Source organism: Methylomonas sp. MK1, from assembly GCF_000365425.1.
Taxonomy (GTDB): domain Bacteria; phylum Pseudomonadota; class Gammaproteobacteria; order Methylococcales; family Methylomonadaceae; genus Methylomonas.
The window spans coordinates 3,058,228-3,075,464 of sequence record NZ_AQOV01000001.1 but is presented as its reverse complement, the minus strand read 5'-3'; the positions used below and the strand labels follow the sequence as shown (position 1 = coordinate 3,075,464).

Here is a 17,237-nt window from a genome sequence, read left to right as displayed (position 1 = left end):
CGCCGATACCTCGCGCTTCGCCAATAGCCGACAAGCCGCAGCCTTTGCCGGACTCGATCCTAGGCAATACGAATCGGGCAGTAGCATCAAGGGCAAACCCAGACTCTCCAAAATAGGCCACTCGTTCTTGCGAAAAGCCATGTATATGCCTGCCATGGTGACACTTTATAAAACGGCCTGGGGAAAACAATTCAGAAACCGATTATCCAGCGCCGGTAAACCCAATAAGCTAATCATTGGTGCCATGATGCGTAAATTGATTCATGTTGCTTTCGGCGTCTTAAAATCCGCCAAACCCTTCGATTCGGCTATTCATTTGGCTTGACTTGGATAACAGTATCTACGGAACTTCTTGATGAAACATCGTTTTTGTAATTGGAACAAATCTGAATATCAAAAACCCGTTTGAAGTTAAACTGTACCTTAAACGGACAGGAATTAAATGTTATTCAATTTGGCAACATATTCAGAAACTTATACTTTCCTTTTAGGCTTTCATCTGGATCCGGCATGACGCGTTCACTCAGTAAGTTACTAGAGAGTCTTGATTGTCGCATTGACACTGAAACTCTGGGACAATTTAGAGATCATCTCGAGACATCCCTAAGAAATCGAGAAAAATCTTTGGAACATGAGTACTCTTCACTTACGGAAGAGCAATTTGAAGACCCTAGCCTGATAGATAGTTATAGGGCTCATCTTGAAGATCAAGCCTACTTTGCTGGTGAGGTAAGAAAGTTGAGTCACGAACTGTGTATAGTTGCGCTATACAGACAAATTGAACTTCATTCAAAACGGGTTGCGAAACGAAACTTTCCTTGCCTGGATAATCGACAATTGTTCAACATAGCCAGTTTGAAAAGGGCTCTTCCATTCGATCTAGAAACATTGCCACAGTTCGCGGCATTTGATGAACTTCGTTTACTGAATAACGCAATCAAGCATACAGGGCGTGTTTCTGATGAATTGGCAAAAAGCTTCCCGAATTGGAAGCTAGGCGAAGAACTCAAATATCTCGATACACGTTACGAGCACCTCGAACCCTTGGTGAAGGAATATGTAAAGGCATTTGTATCCGCCGCTTATGCAAATTCAGAGAAATTTAAGTTCTAGGAGTCTGTCGGACTTAAATTTTAGTGATTTTATCGTCGCCATCCTTAGCCAAAGCGGCTTTCAGTGTGACCGTCGAGTCGGTTTGCCATGCGTTCGACGGAGTTTGGAATGCGCATTCGGCCACAGCCAATCGGGCATTGTATTCTCAGGCGGCGTCCAGCATTAGCAGGCCATTACCAGGGTATGCATCCGCTTCAGGTTAAACGCCATCGCGACCAGTTTCCATTCGCCCGCCACCGCCTCTAACCCACGTAGTGAGAACTGGCGAAATCCCATGATCTACTTGATGATCCCGAATACGGGTTCCACCGTGCATTTGCGTTTGGCATAGCGGGCCTTGCCTTCGCGGGTTTTCAGGTACCAGGCCATTTTGACGACCGGGTCGTCGCTGTCTGGTTCCGCGGCATCCGGGACCAAGCGTTCCGCCAGCGGTGCATGGTGGCTGTCCCGGCCCATCGCGATTAAGGGGGCGATGTGCTGTTCGCCGCAGGCTCGAACGTTGGCGGCGCTGAAGTAGCCAGTGTCGGCCAGCAGGGCGTTGGCTTGCCCCAAGGTCTCGGGTAACTTCTCGAGTTCAGGGCCGTAGGGCAATGGGAGGAGTCCATCCCATTGCCCTACGAGCTAGCCCCCTTTTGCACTAACTTAAAGACTTTCCGTCTCTTAGTCGGTTCGTTTATGGTTGCGTTAATCTGTTAGCGGTGATGCTACGCCCTTTCGTTAACAGCGCTGCTTCAACTTGACGTGGACTGCTACCCGAACACACTCTGATACCGCCTTCTGGGCTAAAGCAAGGGTGCGCACCAGCCGGCACATCCCCGATAATGACGGGTGCGAATTGTTGCACTTGTCCCTCAATGGTTGTCGAAACTCCATAAAGTATCGGTGAAACGACAGGTAATAGAACTGCCGCTAAATCAAAGCTATCGGCATCAATGTTTTCGATAGAAAGTTTTGTAGCGGGAGCTCCATTGGCATCTTCCGTCGGCGACAACACCAGGTCAAAATGAACGGTACTATCAACATCACCCAAGATACTGGCATCATGAACGATAATTGGAACACTCATCGCAAGCTTGCTTTCGCTCACAAAACGAGACGTCGTCGTACTGCCATTTCTTAATTCACCTTTGCCGTGGAGACTATGGCCAAACGTTGCTTCAATTCTGGAACGCAGCCAATCGCCATCAATACCAAAGAAAAAAGGCAGGTCCAGATCATTCCATGAGCTAGAAGAACGGATTTCGCTCCTAAAAGCAGTCAGTTGATTATTGCTATTAAGCCATTGGCATGGTGCTTGACTGGTGCCAAAGTTCTTTTGGAATGCCGATTGCCCATCGATTAACAGTTCAAATTCGGCGATACAAACACTATCGTTGCCCGGTTTTCGGAGTGAAATTAGAGTGATATCCGATGCCTGGGAAATGTTGTTCAGCATCAAATCATAGGTTTTATTCGTGCCTCGCTCCAGGTCGTCATCGGTGGAGTCCAGCCAAGTATGATTGCCGCGCGGATACCAATTCGTTACGGTTGTCACCAATCCAGTCGGGGTCTGCAAAAGCACCTCGACACCGTTATCGGTTCCGGCATTTTTGACATCCGGAACGCGAATGCGCAGCTGTAGCCGGTGCACGACTAACTCATCTCTACCATCGCGGGTAATGTAGCAACGCTGGGGTGACGTTAAGCTCGTCCCCGAACCAGTCGCATCCGAAACAATAATGGCATAGCAATTTTCTGCGTTTGCAGATGCATTTTCATCAAGGAATGAAGCATATTTATTGTCAGGAAGTGCCGCAAAGGTTTGGATCGTTTGCCAAGCAGAGCCATTAATGCTTCTTATCACTTGCGTTTGTGGCGCTTGCTGGTTAAACCAACGTAAGCCGACGGTAGTTGGGCTGGGAGAACCGAGTGTGAAATCCTGGACTGGATACACGCCAGGATCAATTGTCGGCCCAACCGATATAAATTGACCCGTAGCGGCTGAATTGAGAACTGTCGTTTTCTGGAGAGCAGTTGCATTGTTAAATGCAATCAAACCAACAATTAAAACCATCACTTTCGAATTGAAAGCGCCCGAATTGAAGAAACTTTTTGAGATGGTAGCCATGGATCACTCCTAATTTTGGTTGGTGTGGTCCAGATTAAAACCAAAAGCTAACCTTGGACTATCAATTAGGTAACACAAAACGTGTGATTAAATCACTTTCACTAGAAGACTGACTATCGCAGAAAAACCGCTCAATCCATTTTGGTCTTACCCTGATTGAAGCACGGTCCGATTAGCGCAGCGTAATCGAACGCATGTTGAATTAAATCTTTAGGAGTATGCGCTGCCGCTAATAAGGCAGGCAAACAATGATTGTAAGCTCCCTTCATTCTTCCGAATACGCTTTGCTATTCGGAGCTACCCCAAGATGGCTACAATTTTTGTAAGCTCAAACCCTGCAAATCGCGCACGGGTTTTCTCCCGCTTGCCGCGCCGAGCACAGGAGCTTTTGAACGGACAAATCGGCAGGATAGCCCATTTGCATGCATCGCACCCGAAGGGCGAGGCACAGGGATGTGCCGAGTGAGCTAAGCGGCATCCGGGGGGCCTTTTCTTTGGATACTTTCTTTTGGCCACGCACAAATTCGCCTGGAGCGAATTTGAACAGCCGGTAGGCTGGCCCGGAGGGCGAAAACCATGGACGGTTTTCGTAGCGAAAGTATCTCGGCTGTCGGGCCGACAAATCGGCAGGATAGCCGATTTGCATGCGGATCACCCGCAGGGCGAAACGCATGGATGTGTTTCGTGAAACCGACATTAAAACAAGCCATCGCGCTAGCGACACCTATAACACCAATCGCATTGGCATCATCCCCGAAATCTCAAATCCCGCCCGCGGAACCGTCGCGCAGAAAAATTATCCTTGTCAGTTGACCACCCCATCAGCTGGCAATCTTGAGCTTGGGCAAATTGGGAACGCAAACCCTGCCGCGCCAAGGTCAAAAATCCCAGGTCAAACAAACCGCTAACCATTCTGTCCACTCGCACAATTCCGCGAATTTGAATGACGGTAGCTATTTTGCGCTACAGATTGCGAAAGTTCCGGGCAATTTGTTTCCATAAAAGAAACAAATCATGCATTAAACGCCTGATTGTAAATATTTTCCGCAGGTATATAGTGAAGTCGTACTTACAAAGCGACTAAACCTAGTCAAGGTGGACCCCATGAATATTTCAAAAAACATTTATAGAGACGTGATGATTGGCTTGTTTTTTGTCACCGGCGTGCTCAGCTTCGTCTCCGGCCAATTTATCCTATCCACACTTTTATTTGGTTCCGCATCGTTGGCCAGTAACTTGAATCAAGCAACACCTGCGCATATTTAAGAGTGTCGTCTGACCTCTAGCGGCAAACTTGTGGTCGCAAACTCAAAGGCCTGCGTTGCTAATCAAGCCGGAACCTTATTGGAATTTTTATAACCAAAGCCAAATTAGCGACAAATTAAAACCCTTACAGTCATTCACTGCCAAGCATAAAGCCATAGGAGAAATACCATGAATTTACGTTACGCAAATATGAAAAGTGCGCTTGAATTTTTATATGCCCCTCCCGTCACCCTGGCGATTATCGAATCATGGAACGATGATGAGTTTGATAACGTATTGGACTGGATTGAACAAATGACTCGTCGCAATTGGCATCGCATACTTCAGCGACCAGAAGTGTTCGTGCAACAAAGGCCGGATGTTTTGAACGTATTGGATGTTGAAATGTAATGGATAAATTCAAATACGGCGTTTTCCCGGGAGTTGCTATTTATTAACCCGGCCCTTAAATACCGTTCGCCTTGAGTCTATCGACGGTCACACCAGCCCGAACGGAAAGCCAGTGATAAATTGGGTCGGGTTAATAACCAAAGATTTTTTCGAGCGTCTCCGCAGGAAAAATCGGCAAAACGACGCGACCGCCTATACCTGTGATACCTCGTTCTGCTCCAACAAGGGCTTGAACTTAGATTCTCCTATGACTTGGCGCTGCGGCTATCGGGGACTAAAAGTCTTCATCAATTTACTGAATGGTCCGTGATGAATTGATGTCATTTAACAGGGGTTTAACGATCCAGTATGGTGTTGCCTAACCCAACAACATACTGGAGATGACAATGAACCGTGGGATCCTATTTTGCACCGCCATGGTGTTTACGGCCTTTGAGGCTTTGGCGGACGGCAATTCTAATTTTGAGGTATTCGCCAACCTCGATACCGGCCCGGGCAATGTCACGGCGACAGCCAGCGGCCGGATCATCATGAGCCAACATCAGTTTTATCAACCGCAATACACGGTGGTGGAATACAAGGATCAAGCCTTGCTACCTTTTCCGAATAAGGAAATGTCCGCGGCCGATTCGACTGCGCCGATCAAGCTCGACTCGGTATTAGGTATCCGCTCCGACAGTAACGGTATCGTCTGGATGCTGGACAACGGCATGCGTAGTGGCGTGACGCCCAAACTGGTCGGCTGGAATACCAAAACCAACAAGCTCCAGCGCTTGATTTACCTGCCTGCCCCAATTGCGCCCAAAGATGCGTTCGTCAACGACTTTGCGTTGGACACCCAGCACAATCATGCCTTTATCAGCGATCCGGCAGGAGGCGCCAATGCTGCCTTGATTGTGGTCAATTTGTCCACCGGCGCGGCGCGGCGGGCGTTGGAAGGACATCACAGTGTGGTGCCGGAAAACGTCGATTTGGTCATCGACAATGTGCCGATTCAGGTGAAAACCCCGTCGGGCGAGTTGGTGAAACCGCATATTGGCGTGAATCCCATTACCGAGGATTTAACCAACGAATGGGTCTATTTCGGGCCGATGCACGGCCTCAGCCTTTACCGGATCAAAGCCGCCGACTTGGTCAACGAGTCCTTAACGCCCCAAGAACTTGCGCAGCATGTTGAACGCTATAGCGACAAACCGATCTCGGACGGCATTAGCATTGATGAAAATAACAATATCTATCTGGGTGACTTAGCCAATAACGCCATTGGCGTGATAGCGCCCAACCGTAGTTACCGGCAATTGGCGCAATGTCCAAGATTGTCTTGGGTCGATTCCTTTAGTTTTGGCGCACATGGGCAACTCTATGCCGTTGTAAATCGCTTGCATCGTTCGGCCACGCTGAACGGCGGCGATGATCAATCCAAACCGCCGTACTACTTATTGAAGGTCAAGTCCTTAGCCGCAGGCTTGCCAGGACGTTAAAGACTGATTTGGGATACGCTTATTTTCCGGCCTATGGCGTTGACTTGCTCACGCAACCAGCCATGGGCCGGGTCTTTTTCCCATAACGGATGCCAAATCATCGCCAAATCGTAGTCCGGCAAACTCACCGGCACTGGCAATACTTGCAGTGGCACCAGTTTCTGAAAGGCGATGGCCAAACGATAGGGTAAGGACAGAATCATATTGGACTGGGCCACGATCAAGGGTGCCGACAAAAAATGCGGCACGATGAAATTAATGCGCCGCTCCAAGCCCAACTCGGTCAATTTTTCATCTATCACGCCCAATTTATCGCCGGTTCTGGAAATCAGCATGTGCGTCGCCGCCAAATACGCCTCCAGCGACGGCGCCGCTTTTATGCTCGGGTGATCCTGCCTCACCACGCAAGCCATGCGATCCATGAATAAATGTTCGCAGTGCAAATGCGCGGGCGGATTAAGTACCGAGGCAAAGCCCAACACCACATCCAGACTGCCATTTTCCAACTGCGCCAACGGGAAAGCAGATTCCGTCCGTTTGACATGAATATCCACGCCCGGCGCCGACTCTTCGATCAATTGCGACAGCTCCGGCAAGATTAAAAACTCCATGTAATCGGTCGCGGCGATGGTGAAACGGCGCTGACTGGATGCTGGATCGAAGGCCTGGGGTGCCTCCAGCAAGCGTTCCATCTCCTGTAAAAGACTGCGTACCGGCTCCACTAATGACAGCGCCAATGCAGTGGGTTGCATGCCGGCGGGCGATTTGATCAGTACCGGGTCGTTCAGTTGTTGGCGTAAACGATGCAAGGTATGACTCATCGCCGACTGCGTCACGAACATACATTCCGCCGCGCGGGTGACATTGCGCTCCCGCATCAATATGTCGAAGGCCAGTAACAGGTTTAAGTCGAAGGTACGTAGATTGGCCATGTGGATATTCCCCCCAAAGAAACTGGCTGCATACTAAACAAAATCGCTGCTGGCCGGTATGAACAGTCTTGATGGTAGCGGATGAAATTTCACCATTTCACAGTTCAACCCATTCCCCCTAACTTATATCGCGAGCGTGTCGATCAGCCAACACAGATTTACTCCCCCAAGGGTAGCTTTCGGTTGGCGACACGCCCAGTTTCGATGGCTATCGCCGTCATTCACTATAAAACGTTACGGGGGAAGCACACATGTCCGCACAAATTCCAATTTCCACGTTCAAACCCTACCGCGGTGAGAAAGCCCGGTTGGCAAGAGCCTATGACTATTTGATACTGGTCCTGGCTTTATTTCTGTTCATCGGCTCATTTCATCTACATTTTGCCCTGACCGTCGGCGATTGGGATTTCTGGGTCGATTGGAAAGATCGGCAATGGTGGCCGCTGGTCACGCCGCTAATCGGCATTACCTTTCCAGCCGCCGTTCAGGCGGTGTTATGGGATAAGTTCCGTTTACCGTTGGGCGCCACTCTGTGCGTCGCGGCCTTATTGATCGGTACCTGGGTAACCCGGGTATTCGCTTACCACTACTGGAACTATTTCCCCATCAACATGGTGTTGCCGGCGACAATGATTCCGGGCGCTTTGGTATTGGACACCTTGTTGATGCTCACCAATAGTCTAACCATCACCTCTATTTTTGGCGGCGGCGCGTTTGCCTTGTTGTTTTACCCCACCAACTGGCCGATTTTCGGCATGTTCCACCAAGCGGTCGATTACCGCAACAGCCAGCTGACGGTGGCCGATGTGTTCGGTTTTCAATACATCCGCACCGGTATGCCGGAATACCTGCGCATCATCGAACGCGGCACCTTGCGCACCTATGGCCAGTACGCCACGCCATTGTCGGCATTTTGTTCAGCGTTGTTGTGCTCGTTGATGTATCCGCTGTGGTGGAAAATCGGCAAATTGTTCGCTGATACCCGTTATCTGAAAAGCATTTAAGGAGCACAGTCATGAAATCATTTTTTAAACCTTGGCTGTTGGCAGTGCTTTGCATCAACGTATTGTCGATATTTGCAGTACCCACCGCGCAGGCCCATGGCGAAAAAGCCCTGGAGCCGTTCATTAGGATGCGCACCATCCAGTGGTACGACGTGCAATGGTCCACGCAAAAATTCAACGTCAACGATGAAGTGAGTGTCAGCGGCAAGTTTCATGTCGCCGAAGACTGGCCGATCAGTGTGCCGAAACCGGAAGCCAGCTTCTTGAATATCTCCACCCCAGGACCGGTGCTGATCCGTACCGAGCGTTACCTGAACGGTAAACCCTGGACCAACTCGGTGGCCCTGGAGCCGGGTGGTGACTATGAGTTCAAAGTGGTCTTGAAAGGCCGTTTGCCGGGGCGTTATCACATTCACCCGTTTTTTAATTTAAAAGACGCGGGTCAGGTGATGGGACCTGGGGTGTGGCTGGACATTGGCGGCGATCCCGCCGACTTTAGCAATACGATTCAAACCATCAACGGTGAAATGATCGACATGGAAAGCTTCGGCTTTGCCAACGGCGTGTTCTGGCATCTGTTCTGGGGCGCGTTGGCGGCTGCATGGTTGCTGTGGTGGGTGCGTCGGCCCTTGTTCATCAGCCGCTACCGCATGCTGGATGCCGGTTTGGAACAGGAGTTGATCACCGATCAGGATAAAACCATCGCCAAGGCGGTGTTAGTCGGCGTGCCGGTATTGGTATTGGCGCTGAATGCCGTCACCGCCAACCAGTATCCGGACGCCATCCCATTGCAAGCGGGCTTGGATCGAATTTTGCCTCTGCCGGCTCAAGTGAATGCCGGCATGGTCAATGTCGACACGCTAAAAGCGGAATACAACGTGGCTCAACGCGCGATGCTGTTGCAGTTTAGTATCGACAATCGCAGCCAAGGAGCGGTCAGGATCGGCCAATTTTCCAGTTCCAACGTGCATTTCATGAACGCTGATTTAGCGAGCGTCAACAGCAAACCCGGCAAGGATGACGTCAGTAATAACGGTCTGAGCCTGAGTGACAATACACCTATCGCCCCCGGCGAACAACGCACCGTCACCGTAGAAGTGCGCGATGCGGCCTGGGAGTCGGAAAAGCTGGATGGGCTGATCAAAGATGCGGACAGCCGGCTGGGTGGCCTGCTGTTTCTTTACGACGACGTGATGGGAAAACGCTATATCTCCAGCATTTCCGCCGCCGTCATTCCCAAATTCAATTAATTCAGGAGCACACATCATGGCTACCACGACAGAACACGTGCGCTTAAGCAGCGAAAACCCCAAATCATTGCCTTGGTATTTGCTTGACTTACCCAAATATTTAAAGGGATTTGGCTTTTTAACCGTTATGTACATCAGTTTACGCCTGTATCAGGGTGCTTTTGCCATAGCACACGGTTTGGATTCCTCGGAACCGGCGTTCGAACAATACTGGATGCGGCTGTTTTATATCGAACTGGTGGTGATCGCTGCCGTCGCCAGCGGCTTTTGGGGTTACTTATGGACCACGCGCGACCGCAACCTGGATCAACTGGCACCCAAGGAAGAGATTCGCCGCTATTTCACGTTGACGATGTGGATCAGCATTTACACCTTTGCCGTGTATTGGGCGGGCAGCTATTTTGCCGAGCAGGACAACTCCTGGCATCAGGTGGCGATCCGCGACACGCCGTTTACGGCTAACCATATCATCGAGTTTTACTTTAATTTCCCGTTGTACGTGATCCTGGGCGGTTGTGCCTGGCTGTACGCCAGAACCCGCTTGCCCTTGTACGCCAAAGGCATTTCCTTGCCATTGACCTTGGCGGTGTTCGGGCCGTTCATGATTTTGGTCAGCGTCGGTTTCAACGAGTGGGGACATACCTTCTGGTTTAGAGAAGAATTCTTCGCGGCGCCGATTCATTGGGGCTTTGTGATCGGGGTGTGGTTTGCCTTGGGCGTCGGCGGCATCTTGCTGCAAGGCGTGACTCGTTTGATCGAGTTACTCGATCGGATTCCAGACGCCGAATAACACTATTTTTCTCTACATCTACACGACCATGTTTCAGCCAAAGTCCGATGTAATCATGCCCAGGAGTCTTACCGATTCAGTTCACTATGCTTGGGTAGTACTTGCAGTCACTTTTCTGTGCTTGTTTATGGCATCAGCACTGCGCTCCGTTCCAGGGATCATCATGCTGTCCCTGGAGCAGGAGTTTGCCTGGAACAGAGAAACCATTAGCGGCGCCATTTCGCTCAACCTGCTGTTGTTCGGCCTTGCAGGGCCTTTTTTAGGCCGATTGATGGATGTCTACGGCGCTAAACGCATCAGCGTTATTACGTTGATTTTGTCGGTGGCAGGCGCCGGTGGCAGCGTTTTCATGCAGGAATCCTGGCAACTGTATTTGTTTTGGGGATTGCTGATTGGTGCGGGTTCGGGCGGCACTTCAATGATTATGGGATCGGCGTTGATCAATCGCTGGTTCCATAAACACCGCGGGCTCGCATTAGGCATATTGGGCGCGGCCTTCTCCTCCGGCCAGTTAGTATTTACGCCGGTGCTAATGCAGATCAATGTTCATGATGGCTGGCGCGCGGCGACGCTGTTTATCGCCGTGGCGTTAGGTTTGGTGGCTTTACCGTTGGTGCTGAAATTTTTAAGAGACGATCCCGAATCAAAAGGCCTGTCGGCCTATGGCTACCATGGCGTTCACGGAACAGTGCTTAAGCCTGATCAAAATCCCATGCGCTCGGCCATGCGCAGTCCGCAATTCTGGTTGTTGGCCTTGAGTTTTGGTATTTGCGGCTTAACCACCTCCGGGCTTTTTCAGACGCATTTGATTCCCCACGGCATCGAACATGGCTTTACCGACATGACCATGGCCATGTCCTTAGGCGTCATGGGCGCGGCCGATGTGTTCGGCACCATTTTATCCGGCTGGTTATGCGACCGGTACGGCAAGCGTTGGCCGCTGGCGTTTTATTACGTCGTCAGAGGCGCAACGCTGATATTGCTGCCCAGCATAGACACTACCGGACAATTAATGCTGTTCTCGATTATCTACGGCATGAATTGGTTGTCCACGATTCCGGCAACCTCGGCATTGACCGCGGATTTATTCGGGAAACAAAACGTCGGCGTGGTATTCGGCTGGATCTGCTTTGCTCATCAAATCGGGGCGGCCATAGCCGCCTACAGTGCCGGGTACGTCCATAGTCTGATGGGTGATTACCACCTGGCTTTTGTGGCGTCAGGTTTGTTTGCGTTTGTCGCAACCGGCATCGTTCTTTTTATAAAAGAACCCTATCCTGCTGTTTTTTTAGGGGCGCAATGAAAGCGCTATTTTTAAACAAAGAAATGGATTTATTCAAAATCCGCTGTCGGAAATTGCATATATTTCTGCCACCGGCTGCAATGGCTGACCGTCAGCAAGCACGTCGGGTAGATGCGGCCAGCGCTTCGAGCTGGGCGAAATTGCAATGACTTGCTAAACAATCGGCCAGACGCTCGATACCGGCTTCGCGCACGGCGTCGAAATCCAGGGCTTGCGCATGCCGATAGCCTGCCCAATTCAACAGCGCATCGCAGGCGGCGGGCAAATCGAATAAACCGTGCAGATAACTGCCCGCCACCTGTCCGTCTGCCGAAACGGCGCCATCGTCGCCTTCCGTCAGCGAAAATAAGGGTTGTGCCAGCGCAGGACCACTACTGACACCCAGATGGATCTCGTAGCCAGCCACCTGCGTAGCTTGCCCATAGAATGCGCCCGCAGTTTGCCGCAAGCATTTTTCCGGTTGTAAAACCGTCTGCATATCCAACAAACCCAGACCAACGGAGCTACCGGCCGGACCTTCCAGCCCCAGTGGGTCGTCTATGAGTTTGCCCAGCATCTGAAAGCCGCCGCAAATCCCCAGCAGTTTACCGCCGTAACGCAGATGGCGACTAATAAACGTGTCCCAGCCTTGTTCTCTAAGACGCGCTAAATCGCTGCGTACCGACTTGCTGCCGGGCAGCACGATCAAGTCGGCGCCGGTTACTTGATCTGGGTTTTTCGCAAAGCTGACCTGAATGCCTGGGTGCAGTTGCAGTGGATCGAAATCGGTATGATTGCTGAAGCTGGGCAGATGCGGCACGACGACATGAAAAGCGCCGGTTTGGCTTTGTTGGGCATGCCGAGTGGATAAAGCATCTTCGGCTTCCAGATAAAGATCGTGCAAATAAGGCAGCACGGCCAACACCGGCTTGCCGGTTCGCTTTTCCAGCCAGTCCAAGCCGGGTTTTAATAGCGCGATGTCGCCCCGGAAACGGTTGATGACAAAACCGATCACACGCTGTTGCTCGCTGGCCGAGAGCAATTCCAGCGTGCCGACCAAGTGCGCAAACACGCCGCCGCGATCAATGTCGGCGATCAGAATCACCGGACAATCCACCGCTTCGGCAAAGCCCATATTGGCAATATCGCCGGCGCGTAAATTGATCTCCGCAGGGCTGCCGGCGCCCTCGACGATCAGCATCTGATACTGAGCGCTCAAGCGCTGCCACGATTCCAGAACCGCTTGTTTGGCGACTTTTTTATAATCGTGATACTGGCTGGCCGATTGGTTTTGCAGGACTTTGCCGTGAATGATCACTTGCGCGGTGGTATCGGTATTGGGCTTGAGCAGTACCGGATTCATATCGCTATGCGGCGGCAAACCGCAGGCCGCGGCTTGGGCGGCTTGGGCGCGGCCGATTTCGCCGCCGTCGACGGTTACCGCACTATTCAGTGCCATGTTTTGCGGTTTGAATGGTGCTACGGCGATACCTTGAAGCCGGTAATAACGGCAAAGTGCAGTCACCAAGGTACTTTTGCCGGCATCTGAGGTAGTGCCTTGCACCATCAACGCTGGAAACGGCGGTTTAGGATGCATCAGGCCAACCGTTTTCATAGACAAATGCCGACAAGGGTTGCGGCGTTGCCCAGTTTTCCAGTTCCAACATTGGCTTGGGGTAAAACTCGGCGACATGGCCCAGGCAAAGCACCGCAATCGGCCGGCTGCCGGCCGGCATTTTCAATAGTTGCGCCAATGCGTCCGGATCGAACAGCGATACCCAGCCCAACCCCAGGCCTTCCGCGCGGGCCGCCAGCCACAGGTTTTGAATCGCGCAGGCTGCTGAGGCCAAGTCCATCTCCGGCAATGTCCGGCGACCGAAAATATGTTGTTCGCGCCGATCCGGCAAAGCCACGATCAGCAATTCGCCGCAATCGAGTATGCCCTCCACTTTAAGCTTCATGAATTCATCGTGGCGTTCGGCCAGCGCTTCGGCGGTGAGCCGGCGCTCCTGTTCGACCAGCGCGTGAATATCAATACGCAAACGGCGATCAGTGACGCGGATAAAACGCCACGGCTGCATCAAGCCGACGCTGCCGGCTTGATGCGCGGCCTGCAAGAGGCGGGACAAGATTTCGGCATCGACTGAATCGGCAAGAAAGTGTCGCATGTCGCGGCGTTCGGCGATGGCGCGATAGACGCCGGCAAGTTGTTGGTCGGGAAAACGGTGCGCGGCTGAGGAGTCGTTCGGATTCAATTTAGACTCAGGATTTGCATTCGACAGCGGGGATTGCTGTGTCATTGCAGCGTGGCAGTAATGAGAACGGCGGCTTCCGTTAATTCAACCGCCGCGCCGTAAACGTCGCCGGTTACGCCGCCCAAACGCGACAAGGCAGATTGCCGTAGCCAAAATACTATGCCGCCGGCAAACAGCACAGCCGGAAAACCTAAGAAGACCAGTGCGATCAATACACTTGACACCAACACCCACTTGGCCTGCGACCTTGGCAGTTGTTGCAATAGTGCTTCGGCTAGACCTTGCGGGCGAACGTAGTCGGTTGTCAACATCAAGCCTAGAATTGCGGCGCGCCCTAAAACGGGGGCCAGCAGCAAGGGGGCGAATCGAGTTTGCTCGAACATGGCAGTCAGTGCGGCAAACTTCAGGATTAAAACTAAGACCAGCAGACTAACCGCAATCGGCCCGGAAGCCGGGTCTTTCATGATTTGCAGGCTGCGCTGTTTATCGCCGTGGCCGCCGACCCAGGCATCGGCGCAATCAGCCAAACCGTCCAGATGCAAACCGCCGGTCAGTAATACCCAAGCAGACAACGTCAAAGCCGCCAGCAGCATGGACGTACTGCCGGCAAGCAGGATCGCCGGCAGGCTTAGCAGCATACCTAGCAATAAGCCTACCGCCGGATAGTATAAAACCGAACGTCCCAATACTGGGGCGCCAGCCTCGTAGCGAACACTAACGGGTATGCGGGTCAGAAATTGTATGGCAACTAAAAAGGGCTCCACGACTATTTCAGGTGGCGTCCTTTGGCATCTTTATAGATATGGCCAGTGGCAATCAACACGCCTTCTATGAAGCCCCACATGACGCCGAAGCCGCCGGTAATTAGCGTGACTACGGCTTGAGTGAAGCCGAGGAAATAAAAGCCCAAATAAATGCGATGTAGGCCGATCGCACCGAAGGCGATACCCAGCAATGCTGCGACCAGCTTGCTTTTGACCGGTTTGGCTTCCATCAGATAAGCGCCGACCAGGCTGACATCGGTGACTTTATCTTCTTCGTGATCGAAATCCACATCGTCGCCAACTTTGGGCGGCGCTTCCGAGGTCCATTGATCCAGGTGAAATTCGTAGAATTGACCTTCGTGTTTGATTACGCCGGTCTGGCATCTTTCATCGTAACTTTCTATGTGTCCTAGCATGTTGTTTACCAAATCAGTTGTATGTTTTTATTATTATGTGCAGCTGCCATCGGAGACAGCTGCCGGTCGCAAAGCAAGCTCGACGTCAGCCCAGCTTATTTTTCGCGGCCAATGATACGGGAAAGCTAAACACCTCGCTATTGCATCCGAAACGGATTGCCGATGGATAGCCTATTTAAGCGGTAGATACTTTGGCCTGACTGAATGTGGCCATTTCATTGTGTAAATGACAGGCCATTTTCAGCAACGGTACCGCCAATACCGCACCGCTACCTTCGCCCAGGCGCATCTCCAGATTCAACAATGGCCGGGCATTTAACGCTTGCAGGACTCGAGCATGGCCTTTTTCCGCGGAACAATGGCCGTAAAAAAACCAGTCCACGCAGCCGGGATTAATATCCCTCGCCAGCAAAGCCGCGACACTGCTGATAAAGCCGTCAATCAACACCGGCAAACCCTGTTGGGCAGCGCTGATATAGGCAGCGGTTAATGCGGCGATTTCGAAGCCGCCAACGGTTTTTAAAATATCCAAAGGCGAGTGCAAAACGGCGTGGTGGCGCTGCAACGCTGAGTCAATGACGCCGGCTTTGTGATCGATTTGTCCGGCATTCAAGCCGGTGCCGGCACCGGTAATGTCGGCGGCCGGTATCCGTAAACTGGCGGCCGCCAGCGCACTGGCGCTGGTGGTATTGGCGATGCCCATTTCGCCGCCGATAAACAAATCGGCCCCGTTCGCTACAGCCCGTTCGAGGGCAGCCTGACCTGCGGCCAAGGCGATAGCTAACTGCTCGTCACTCATCGCTGCCGTCCTCTTGAAATTGGCAGTGCCTGTGCCGGCTCGATGGCTGATGACATCGGCTAAAGCCACTGGCTGAATCAGCCCGACATCGACAACTTCGAAATACGCATCGACATGGCGGGCCAGCACATTTACCGCCGCACCACCGGCTGCGAAGTTTTTTACCATTTCCATCGTCACCACTTGCGGAAAGGCTGAGACGCCTTCCTCGGCAATGCCATGATCGGCGGCAAATACGCTGACATGGATTTTTTCCAGCTTAGGCCTTTCGCTGTGCTGAATCGCCGCCAGCCTGACCGCACAATCCTCAAGCAAGCCCAAGGAGCCGGGCGGCTTGGTTAATTGCGCCTGTCTGTCCAAAGCTTGTTGGTAATAGTGTGCATCGGGCGCGGTAATCGGCGCGGATAAACTGTTCATAAGGGAATTAGACGTTTTTGAGGATTTGCGGCAAACCGGCGGTCACCAGCACCACCTTGTCGCTAAATTGCGCGAGTCTTTGATGTAAAAAGCCGGCTTCATCGACGAATCGGCGGGTCATCGCGTCGGCGGCTACAACGCCCAGGCCCACTTCGTTGCTGACCAAGATCACACGTTGCCGACCGGCAGCCAACGCCGCGCATAATGCATCGGCTTGTTGCTGATAGCGCTGTTCTTGCAGATTACCTTGCTTGTCGAATAACACATTGCACAACCAAAGCGTCAGGCAATCGACCAGCAAGCAATGCTGTTTGCCGGCGTATTCGCTAATCACATCCGCCAATGCGATAGGCTCTTCAACGGTTAGCCAATGCTTTGGACGGCGCTGTTGATGATGCTGGATGCGGCTGAGCATCTCATCATCTCCGGCTTCGGCGGTGGCAATGTACACCACCGGCATACCGGAGGCCAAAGCTTGTTGCTCGGCATAGCGGCTTTTACCGGAACGGGCACCGCCTAAAACCAGCTCAATCATCCGCTAATCGCACCGCCAGTACGTCGCATTTAGCATGATGCAGCACGCCGTTGGCAGTCGAGCCGAGTAACAGTGCAAAACCATGACGGCCGTGCGAACCCACGACGATCAAATCGGCCTGAATCTCTTCGGCTACCCGGACGATTTCCAGTTTGGGGCTACCCATTTCCAGATACTGGCGTTCGGCGGGAACCTGTAATTTCTCGCCCAGCTCGCGCAGGCGTTTCTTGGTGGCCTCCATCAATTCCTGGGTCAAATCCACATCGAATGGAATGATGGGGCCGTAAGCGGGATCGGTAATCGGCAAATTATCGACCACATGTACCAAGCTCAGCTGGGCAGCGTTTTGCGCGGCGATTTGCCTGGCTTTTTCGGCCACTTGACCGCCATGTTCAAAAAAATCGGCAGCCAATAAAATATGTTTATAAATCGTCAT

General features: G+C 52.0%; 18 protein-coding genes and 2 pseudogenes. 10 read left to right on the top strand and 10 right to left on the bottom strand.

Annotated elements, in window-relative coordinates; translation table 11 throughout:
• Positions 1 to 13: 13 nt before the first annotated feature.
• Together G006_RS27890 and G006_RS0114610 are read left to right on the top strand one after the other, a co-directional pair.
• A pseudogene (locus tag G006_RS27890) lies at positions 14 to 325 on the top strand (transposase); the annotation flags it as partial.
• A 185-nt stretch (positions 326 to 510) separates the two neighbouring features.
• Positions 511 to 1,113, top strand: a complete 603-nt coding sequence (locus G006_RS0114610; protein ID WP_020483949.1) for a hypothetical protein — start codon at positions 511 to 513, stop codon at positions 1,111 to 1,113.
• Positions 1,114 to 1,275: 162 nt separating this feature from the next.
• On the opposite strand, the pseudogene G006_RS29180 reads toward G006_RS0114610, so the two are convergent.
• Positions 1,276 to 1,476, bottom strand: a pseudogene (locus G006_RS29180) (transposase); the annotation flags it as partial.
• A 310-nt stretch (positions 1,477 to 1,786) separates the two neighbouring features.
• Positions 1,787 to 3,220 carry a hypothetical protein gene (locus G006_RS0114600; protein WP_020483947.1) on the bottom strand — a complete coding sequence of 478 codons (1,434 nt, stop codon included), beginning with the start codon at positions 3,218 to 3,220 and terminating at the stop codon, positions 1,787 to 1,789.
• A gap of 671 nt (positions 3,221 to 3,891) precedes the next feature.
• On the opposite strand from G006_RS0114600, the gene G006_RS28375 reads away from it, so the two are divergent.
• From G006_RS28375 to G006_RS0114575, 4 genes are all read left to right on the top strand, one after another.
• On the top strand, positions 3,892 to 4,128 hold the full coding sequence (locus tag G006_RS28375; protein ID WP_152428870.1) for a hypothetical protein: 237 nt from the start codon (positions 3,892 to 3,894) through the stop codon (positions 4,126 to 4,128).
• Between the two features lie 196 nt (positions 4,129 to 4,324).
• On the top strand, positions 4,325 to 4,486 hold the full coding sequence (locus tag G006_RS28890) for a hypothetical protein (protein ID WP_020483944.1): 162 nt from the start codon (positions 4,325 to 4,327) through the stop codon (positions 4,484 to 4,486).
• Positions 4,487 to 4,654: 168 nt separating this feature from the next.
• Positions 4,655 to 4,876 (top strand): hypothetical protein, encoded by a 222-nt coding sequence (locus G006_RS0114580; RefSeq protein ID WP_020483943.1) that lies wholly within the window; start codon positions 4,655 to 4,657, stop codon positions 4,874 to 4,876.
• A 386-nt stretch (positions 4,877 to 5,262) separates the two neighbouring features.
• Complete coding sequence (locus G006_RS0114575; protein WP_020483942.1) at positions 5,263 to 6,357, top strand: L-dopachrome tautomerase-related protein; 1,095 nt, start codon at positions 5,263 to 5,265, stop codon at positions 6,355 to 6,357.
• Here G006_RS0114575 and G006_RS0114570 read toward each other — a convergent pair.
• Positions 6,354 to 7,289, bottom strand: a complete 936-nt coding sequence (locus tag G006_RS0114570; RefSeq protein ID WP_020483941.1) for a LysR family transcriptional regulator — start codon at positions 7,287 to 7,289, stop codon at positions 6,354 to 6,356. The two genes, G006_RS0114575 and G006_RS0114570, sit on opposite strands and share 4 nt — an antisense overlap.
• Positions 7,290 to 7,540: 251 nt before the next feature.
• Between G006_RS0114570 and amoA the strand changes: the two genes are divergently transcribed.
• The 4 genes from amoA to G006_RS0114550 are packed head-to-tail and all read left to right on the top strand — an operon-like array spanning position 7,541 to position 11,636.
• Entirely contained in the window at positions 7,541 to 8,293 is a 753-nt protein-coding gene (gene amoA, locus G006_RS0114565) for a bacterial ammonia monooxygenase, subunit AmoA (protein ID WP_020483940.1), read from the top strand.
• Between the two features lie 11 nt (positions 8,294 to 8,304).
• Positions 8,305 to 9,543 (top strand): bacterial ammonia monooxygenase, subunit AmoB, encoded by a 1,239-nt coding sequence (amoB, locus tag G006_RS0114560; RefSeq protein ID WP_020483939.1) that lies wholly within the window; start codon positions 8,305 to 8,307, stop codon positions 9,541 to 9,543.
• 16 nt (positions 9,544 to 9,559) lie between these two features.
• Positions 9,560 to 10,333 carry a bacterial ammonia monooxygenase, subunit AmoC gene (gene amoC / locus G006_RS0114555; protein WP_020483938.1) on the top strand — a complete coding sequence of 258 codons (774 nt, stop codon included), beginning with the start codon at positions 9,560 to 9,562 and terminating at the stop codon, positions 10,331 to 10,333.
• A 28-nt stretch (positions 10,334 to 10,361) separates the two neighbouring features.
• Positions 10,362 to 11,636, top strand: a complete 1,275-nt coding sequence (locus G006_RS0114550) for an MFS transporter (RefSeq protein ID WP_051067690.1) — start codon at positions 10,362 to 10,364, stop codon at positions 11,634 to 11,636.
• 91 nt (positions 11,637 to 11,727) lie between these two features.
• Here the strand turns inward: G006_RS0114550 and G006_RS0114545 are convergent, their stop codons facing one another.
• From G006_RS0114545 to G006_RS0114515, 7 genes are all read right to left on the bottom strand, one after another.
• On the bottom strand, positions 11,728 to 13,230 hold the full coding sequence (locus tag G006_RS0114545; protein WP_020483936.1) for a cobyric acid synthase: 1,503 nt from the start codon (positions 13,228 to 13,230) through the stop codon (positions 11,728 to 11,730).
• Positions 13,202 to 13,915, bottom strand: a complete 714-nt coding sequence (gene bluB / locus G006_RS0114540) for a 5,6-dimethylbenzimidazole synthase (RefSeq protein ID WP_020483935.1) — start codon at positions 13,913 to 13,915, stop codon at positions 13,202 to 13,204. Before bluB ends, G006_RS0114545 begins: the two co-directional genes overlap by 29 nt.
• Complete coding sequence (locus G006_RS0114535) at positions 13,912 to 14,634, bottom strand: adenosylcobinamide-GDP ribazoletransferase (protein ID WP_026147063.1); 723 nt, start codon at positions 14,632 to 14,634, stop codon at positions 13,912 to 13,914. The genes bluB and G006_RS0114535 overlap by 4 nt, the downstream gene beginning before the upstream one ends.
• Before the next feature lie 2 nt (positions 14,635 to 14,636).
• Positions 14,637 to 15,050: a TM2 domain-containing protein gene (locus G006_RS0114530; protein ID WP_020483933.1), complete on the bottom strand. Its 414-nt coding sequence runs from the start codon at positions 15,048 to 15,050 to the stop codon at positions 14,637 to 14,639.
• Between the two features lie 175 nt (positions 15,051 to 15,225).
• Positions 15,226 to 16,266 carry a nicotinate-nucleotide--dimethylbenzimidazole phosphoribosyltransferase gene (cobT, locus tag G006_RS0114525; protein WP_020483931.1) on the bottom strand — a complete coding sequence of 347 codons (1,041 nt, stop codon included), beginning with the start codon at positions 16,264 to 16,266 and terminating at the stop codon, positions 15,226 to 15,228.
• Positions 16,267 to 16,273: 7 nt separating this feature from the next.
• Positions 16,274 to 16,801 carry a bifunctional adenosylcobinamide kinase/adenosylcobinamide-phosphate guanylyltransferase gene (gene cobU, locus G006_RS0114520; protein ID WP_020483930.1) on the bottom strand — a complete coding sequence of 176 codons (528 nt, stop codon included), beginning with the start codon at positions 16,799 to 16,801 and terminating at the stop codon, positions 16,274 to 16,276.
• The gene (locus tag G006_RS0114515; protein ID WP_020483929.1) at positions 16,794 to 17,237 is read right to left on the bottom strand and encodes a universal stress protein; all 444 of its coding nucleotides are present in this window, start codon (positions 17,235 to 17,237) and stop codon (positions 16,794 to 16,796) included. Before G006_RS0114515 ends, cobU begins: the two co-directional genes overlap by 8 nt.

Bases quoted from the DNA above. Each gene is read 5' to 3' on its own strand.
- G006_RS0114610 (WP_020483949.1), top strand. From the start codon at position 511: ATGACGCGTTCACTCAGTAAGTTACTAGAGAGTCTTGATTGTCGCATT.
- G006_RS0114600 (WP_020483947.1), bottom strand. From the start codon at position 3,220: ATGGCTACCATCTCAAAAAGTTTCTTCAATTCGGGCGCTTTCAATTCG.
- G006_RS28375 (WP_152428870.1), top strand. From the start codon at position 3,892: ATGGATGTGTTTCGTGAAACCGACATTAAAACAAGCCATCGCGCTAGC.
- G006_RS28890 (WP_020483944.1), top strand. From the start codon at position 4,325: ATGAATATTTCAAAAAACATTTATAGAGACGTGATGATTGGCTTGTTT.
- G006_RS0114580 (WP_020483943.1), top strand. From the start codon at position 4,655: ATGAATTTACGTTACGCAAATATGAAAAGTGCGCTTGAATTTTTATAT.
- G006_RS0114575 (WP_020483942.1), top strand. From the start codon at position 5,263: ATGAACCGTGGGATCCTATTTTGCACCGCCATGGTGTTTACGGCCTTT.
- G006_RS0114570 (WP_020483941.1), bottom strand. From the start codon at position 7,289: ATGGCCAATCTACGTACCTTCGACTTAAACCTGTTACTGGCCTTCGAC.
- amoA (WP_020483940.1), top strand. From the start codon at position 7,541: ATGTCCGCACAAATTCCAATTTCCACGTTCAAACCCTACCGCGGTGAG.
- amoB (WP_020483939.1), top strand. From the start codon at position 8,305: ATGAAATCATTTTTTAAACCTTGGCTGTTGGCAGTGCTTTGCATCAAC.
- amoC (WP_020483938.1), top strand. From the start codon at position 9,560: ATGGCTACCACGACAGAACACGTGCGCTTAAGCAGCGAAAACCCCAAA.
- G006_RS0114550 (WP_051067690.1), top strand. From the start codon at position 10,362: ATGTTTCAGCCAAAGTCCGATGTAATCATGCCCAGGAGTCTTACCGAT.
- G006_RS0114545 (WP_020483936.1), bottom strand. From the start codon at position 13,230: ATGAAAACGGTTGGCCTGATGCATCCTAAACCGCCGTTTCCAGCGTTG.
- bluB (WP_020483935.1), bottom strand. From the start codon at position 13,915: ATGACACAGCAATCCCCGCTGTCGAATGCAAATCCTGAGTCTAAATTG.
- G006_RS0114530 (WP_020483933.1), bottom strand. From the start codon at position 15,050: ATGCTAGGACACATAGAAAGTTACGATGAAAGATGCCAGACCGGCGTA.
- cobT (WP_020483931.1), bottom strand. From the start codon at position 16,266: ATGAACAGTTTATCCGCGCCGATTACCGCGCCCGATGCACACTATTAC.
- cobU (WP_020483930.1), bottom strand. From the start codon at position 16,801: ATGATTGAGCTGGTTTTAGGCGGTGCCCGTTCCGGTAAAAGCCGCTAT.
- G006_RS0114515 (WP_020483929.1), bottom strand. From the start codon at position 17,237: ATGACGATTTATAAACATATTTTATTGGCTGCCGATTTTTTTGAACAT.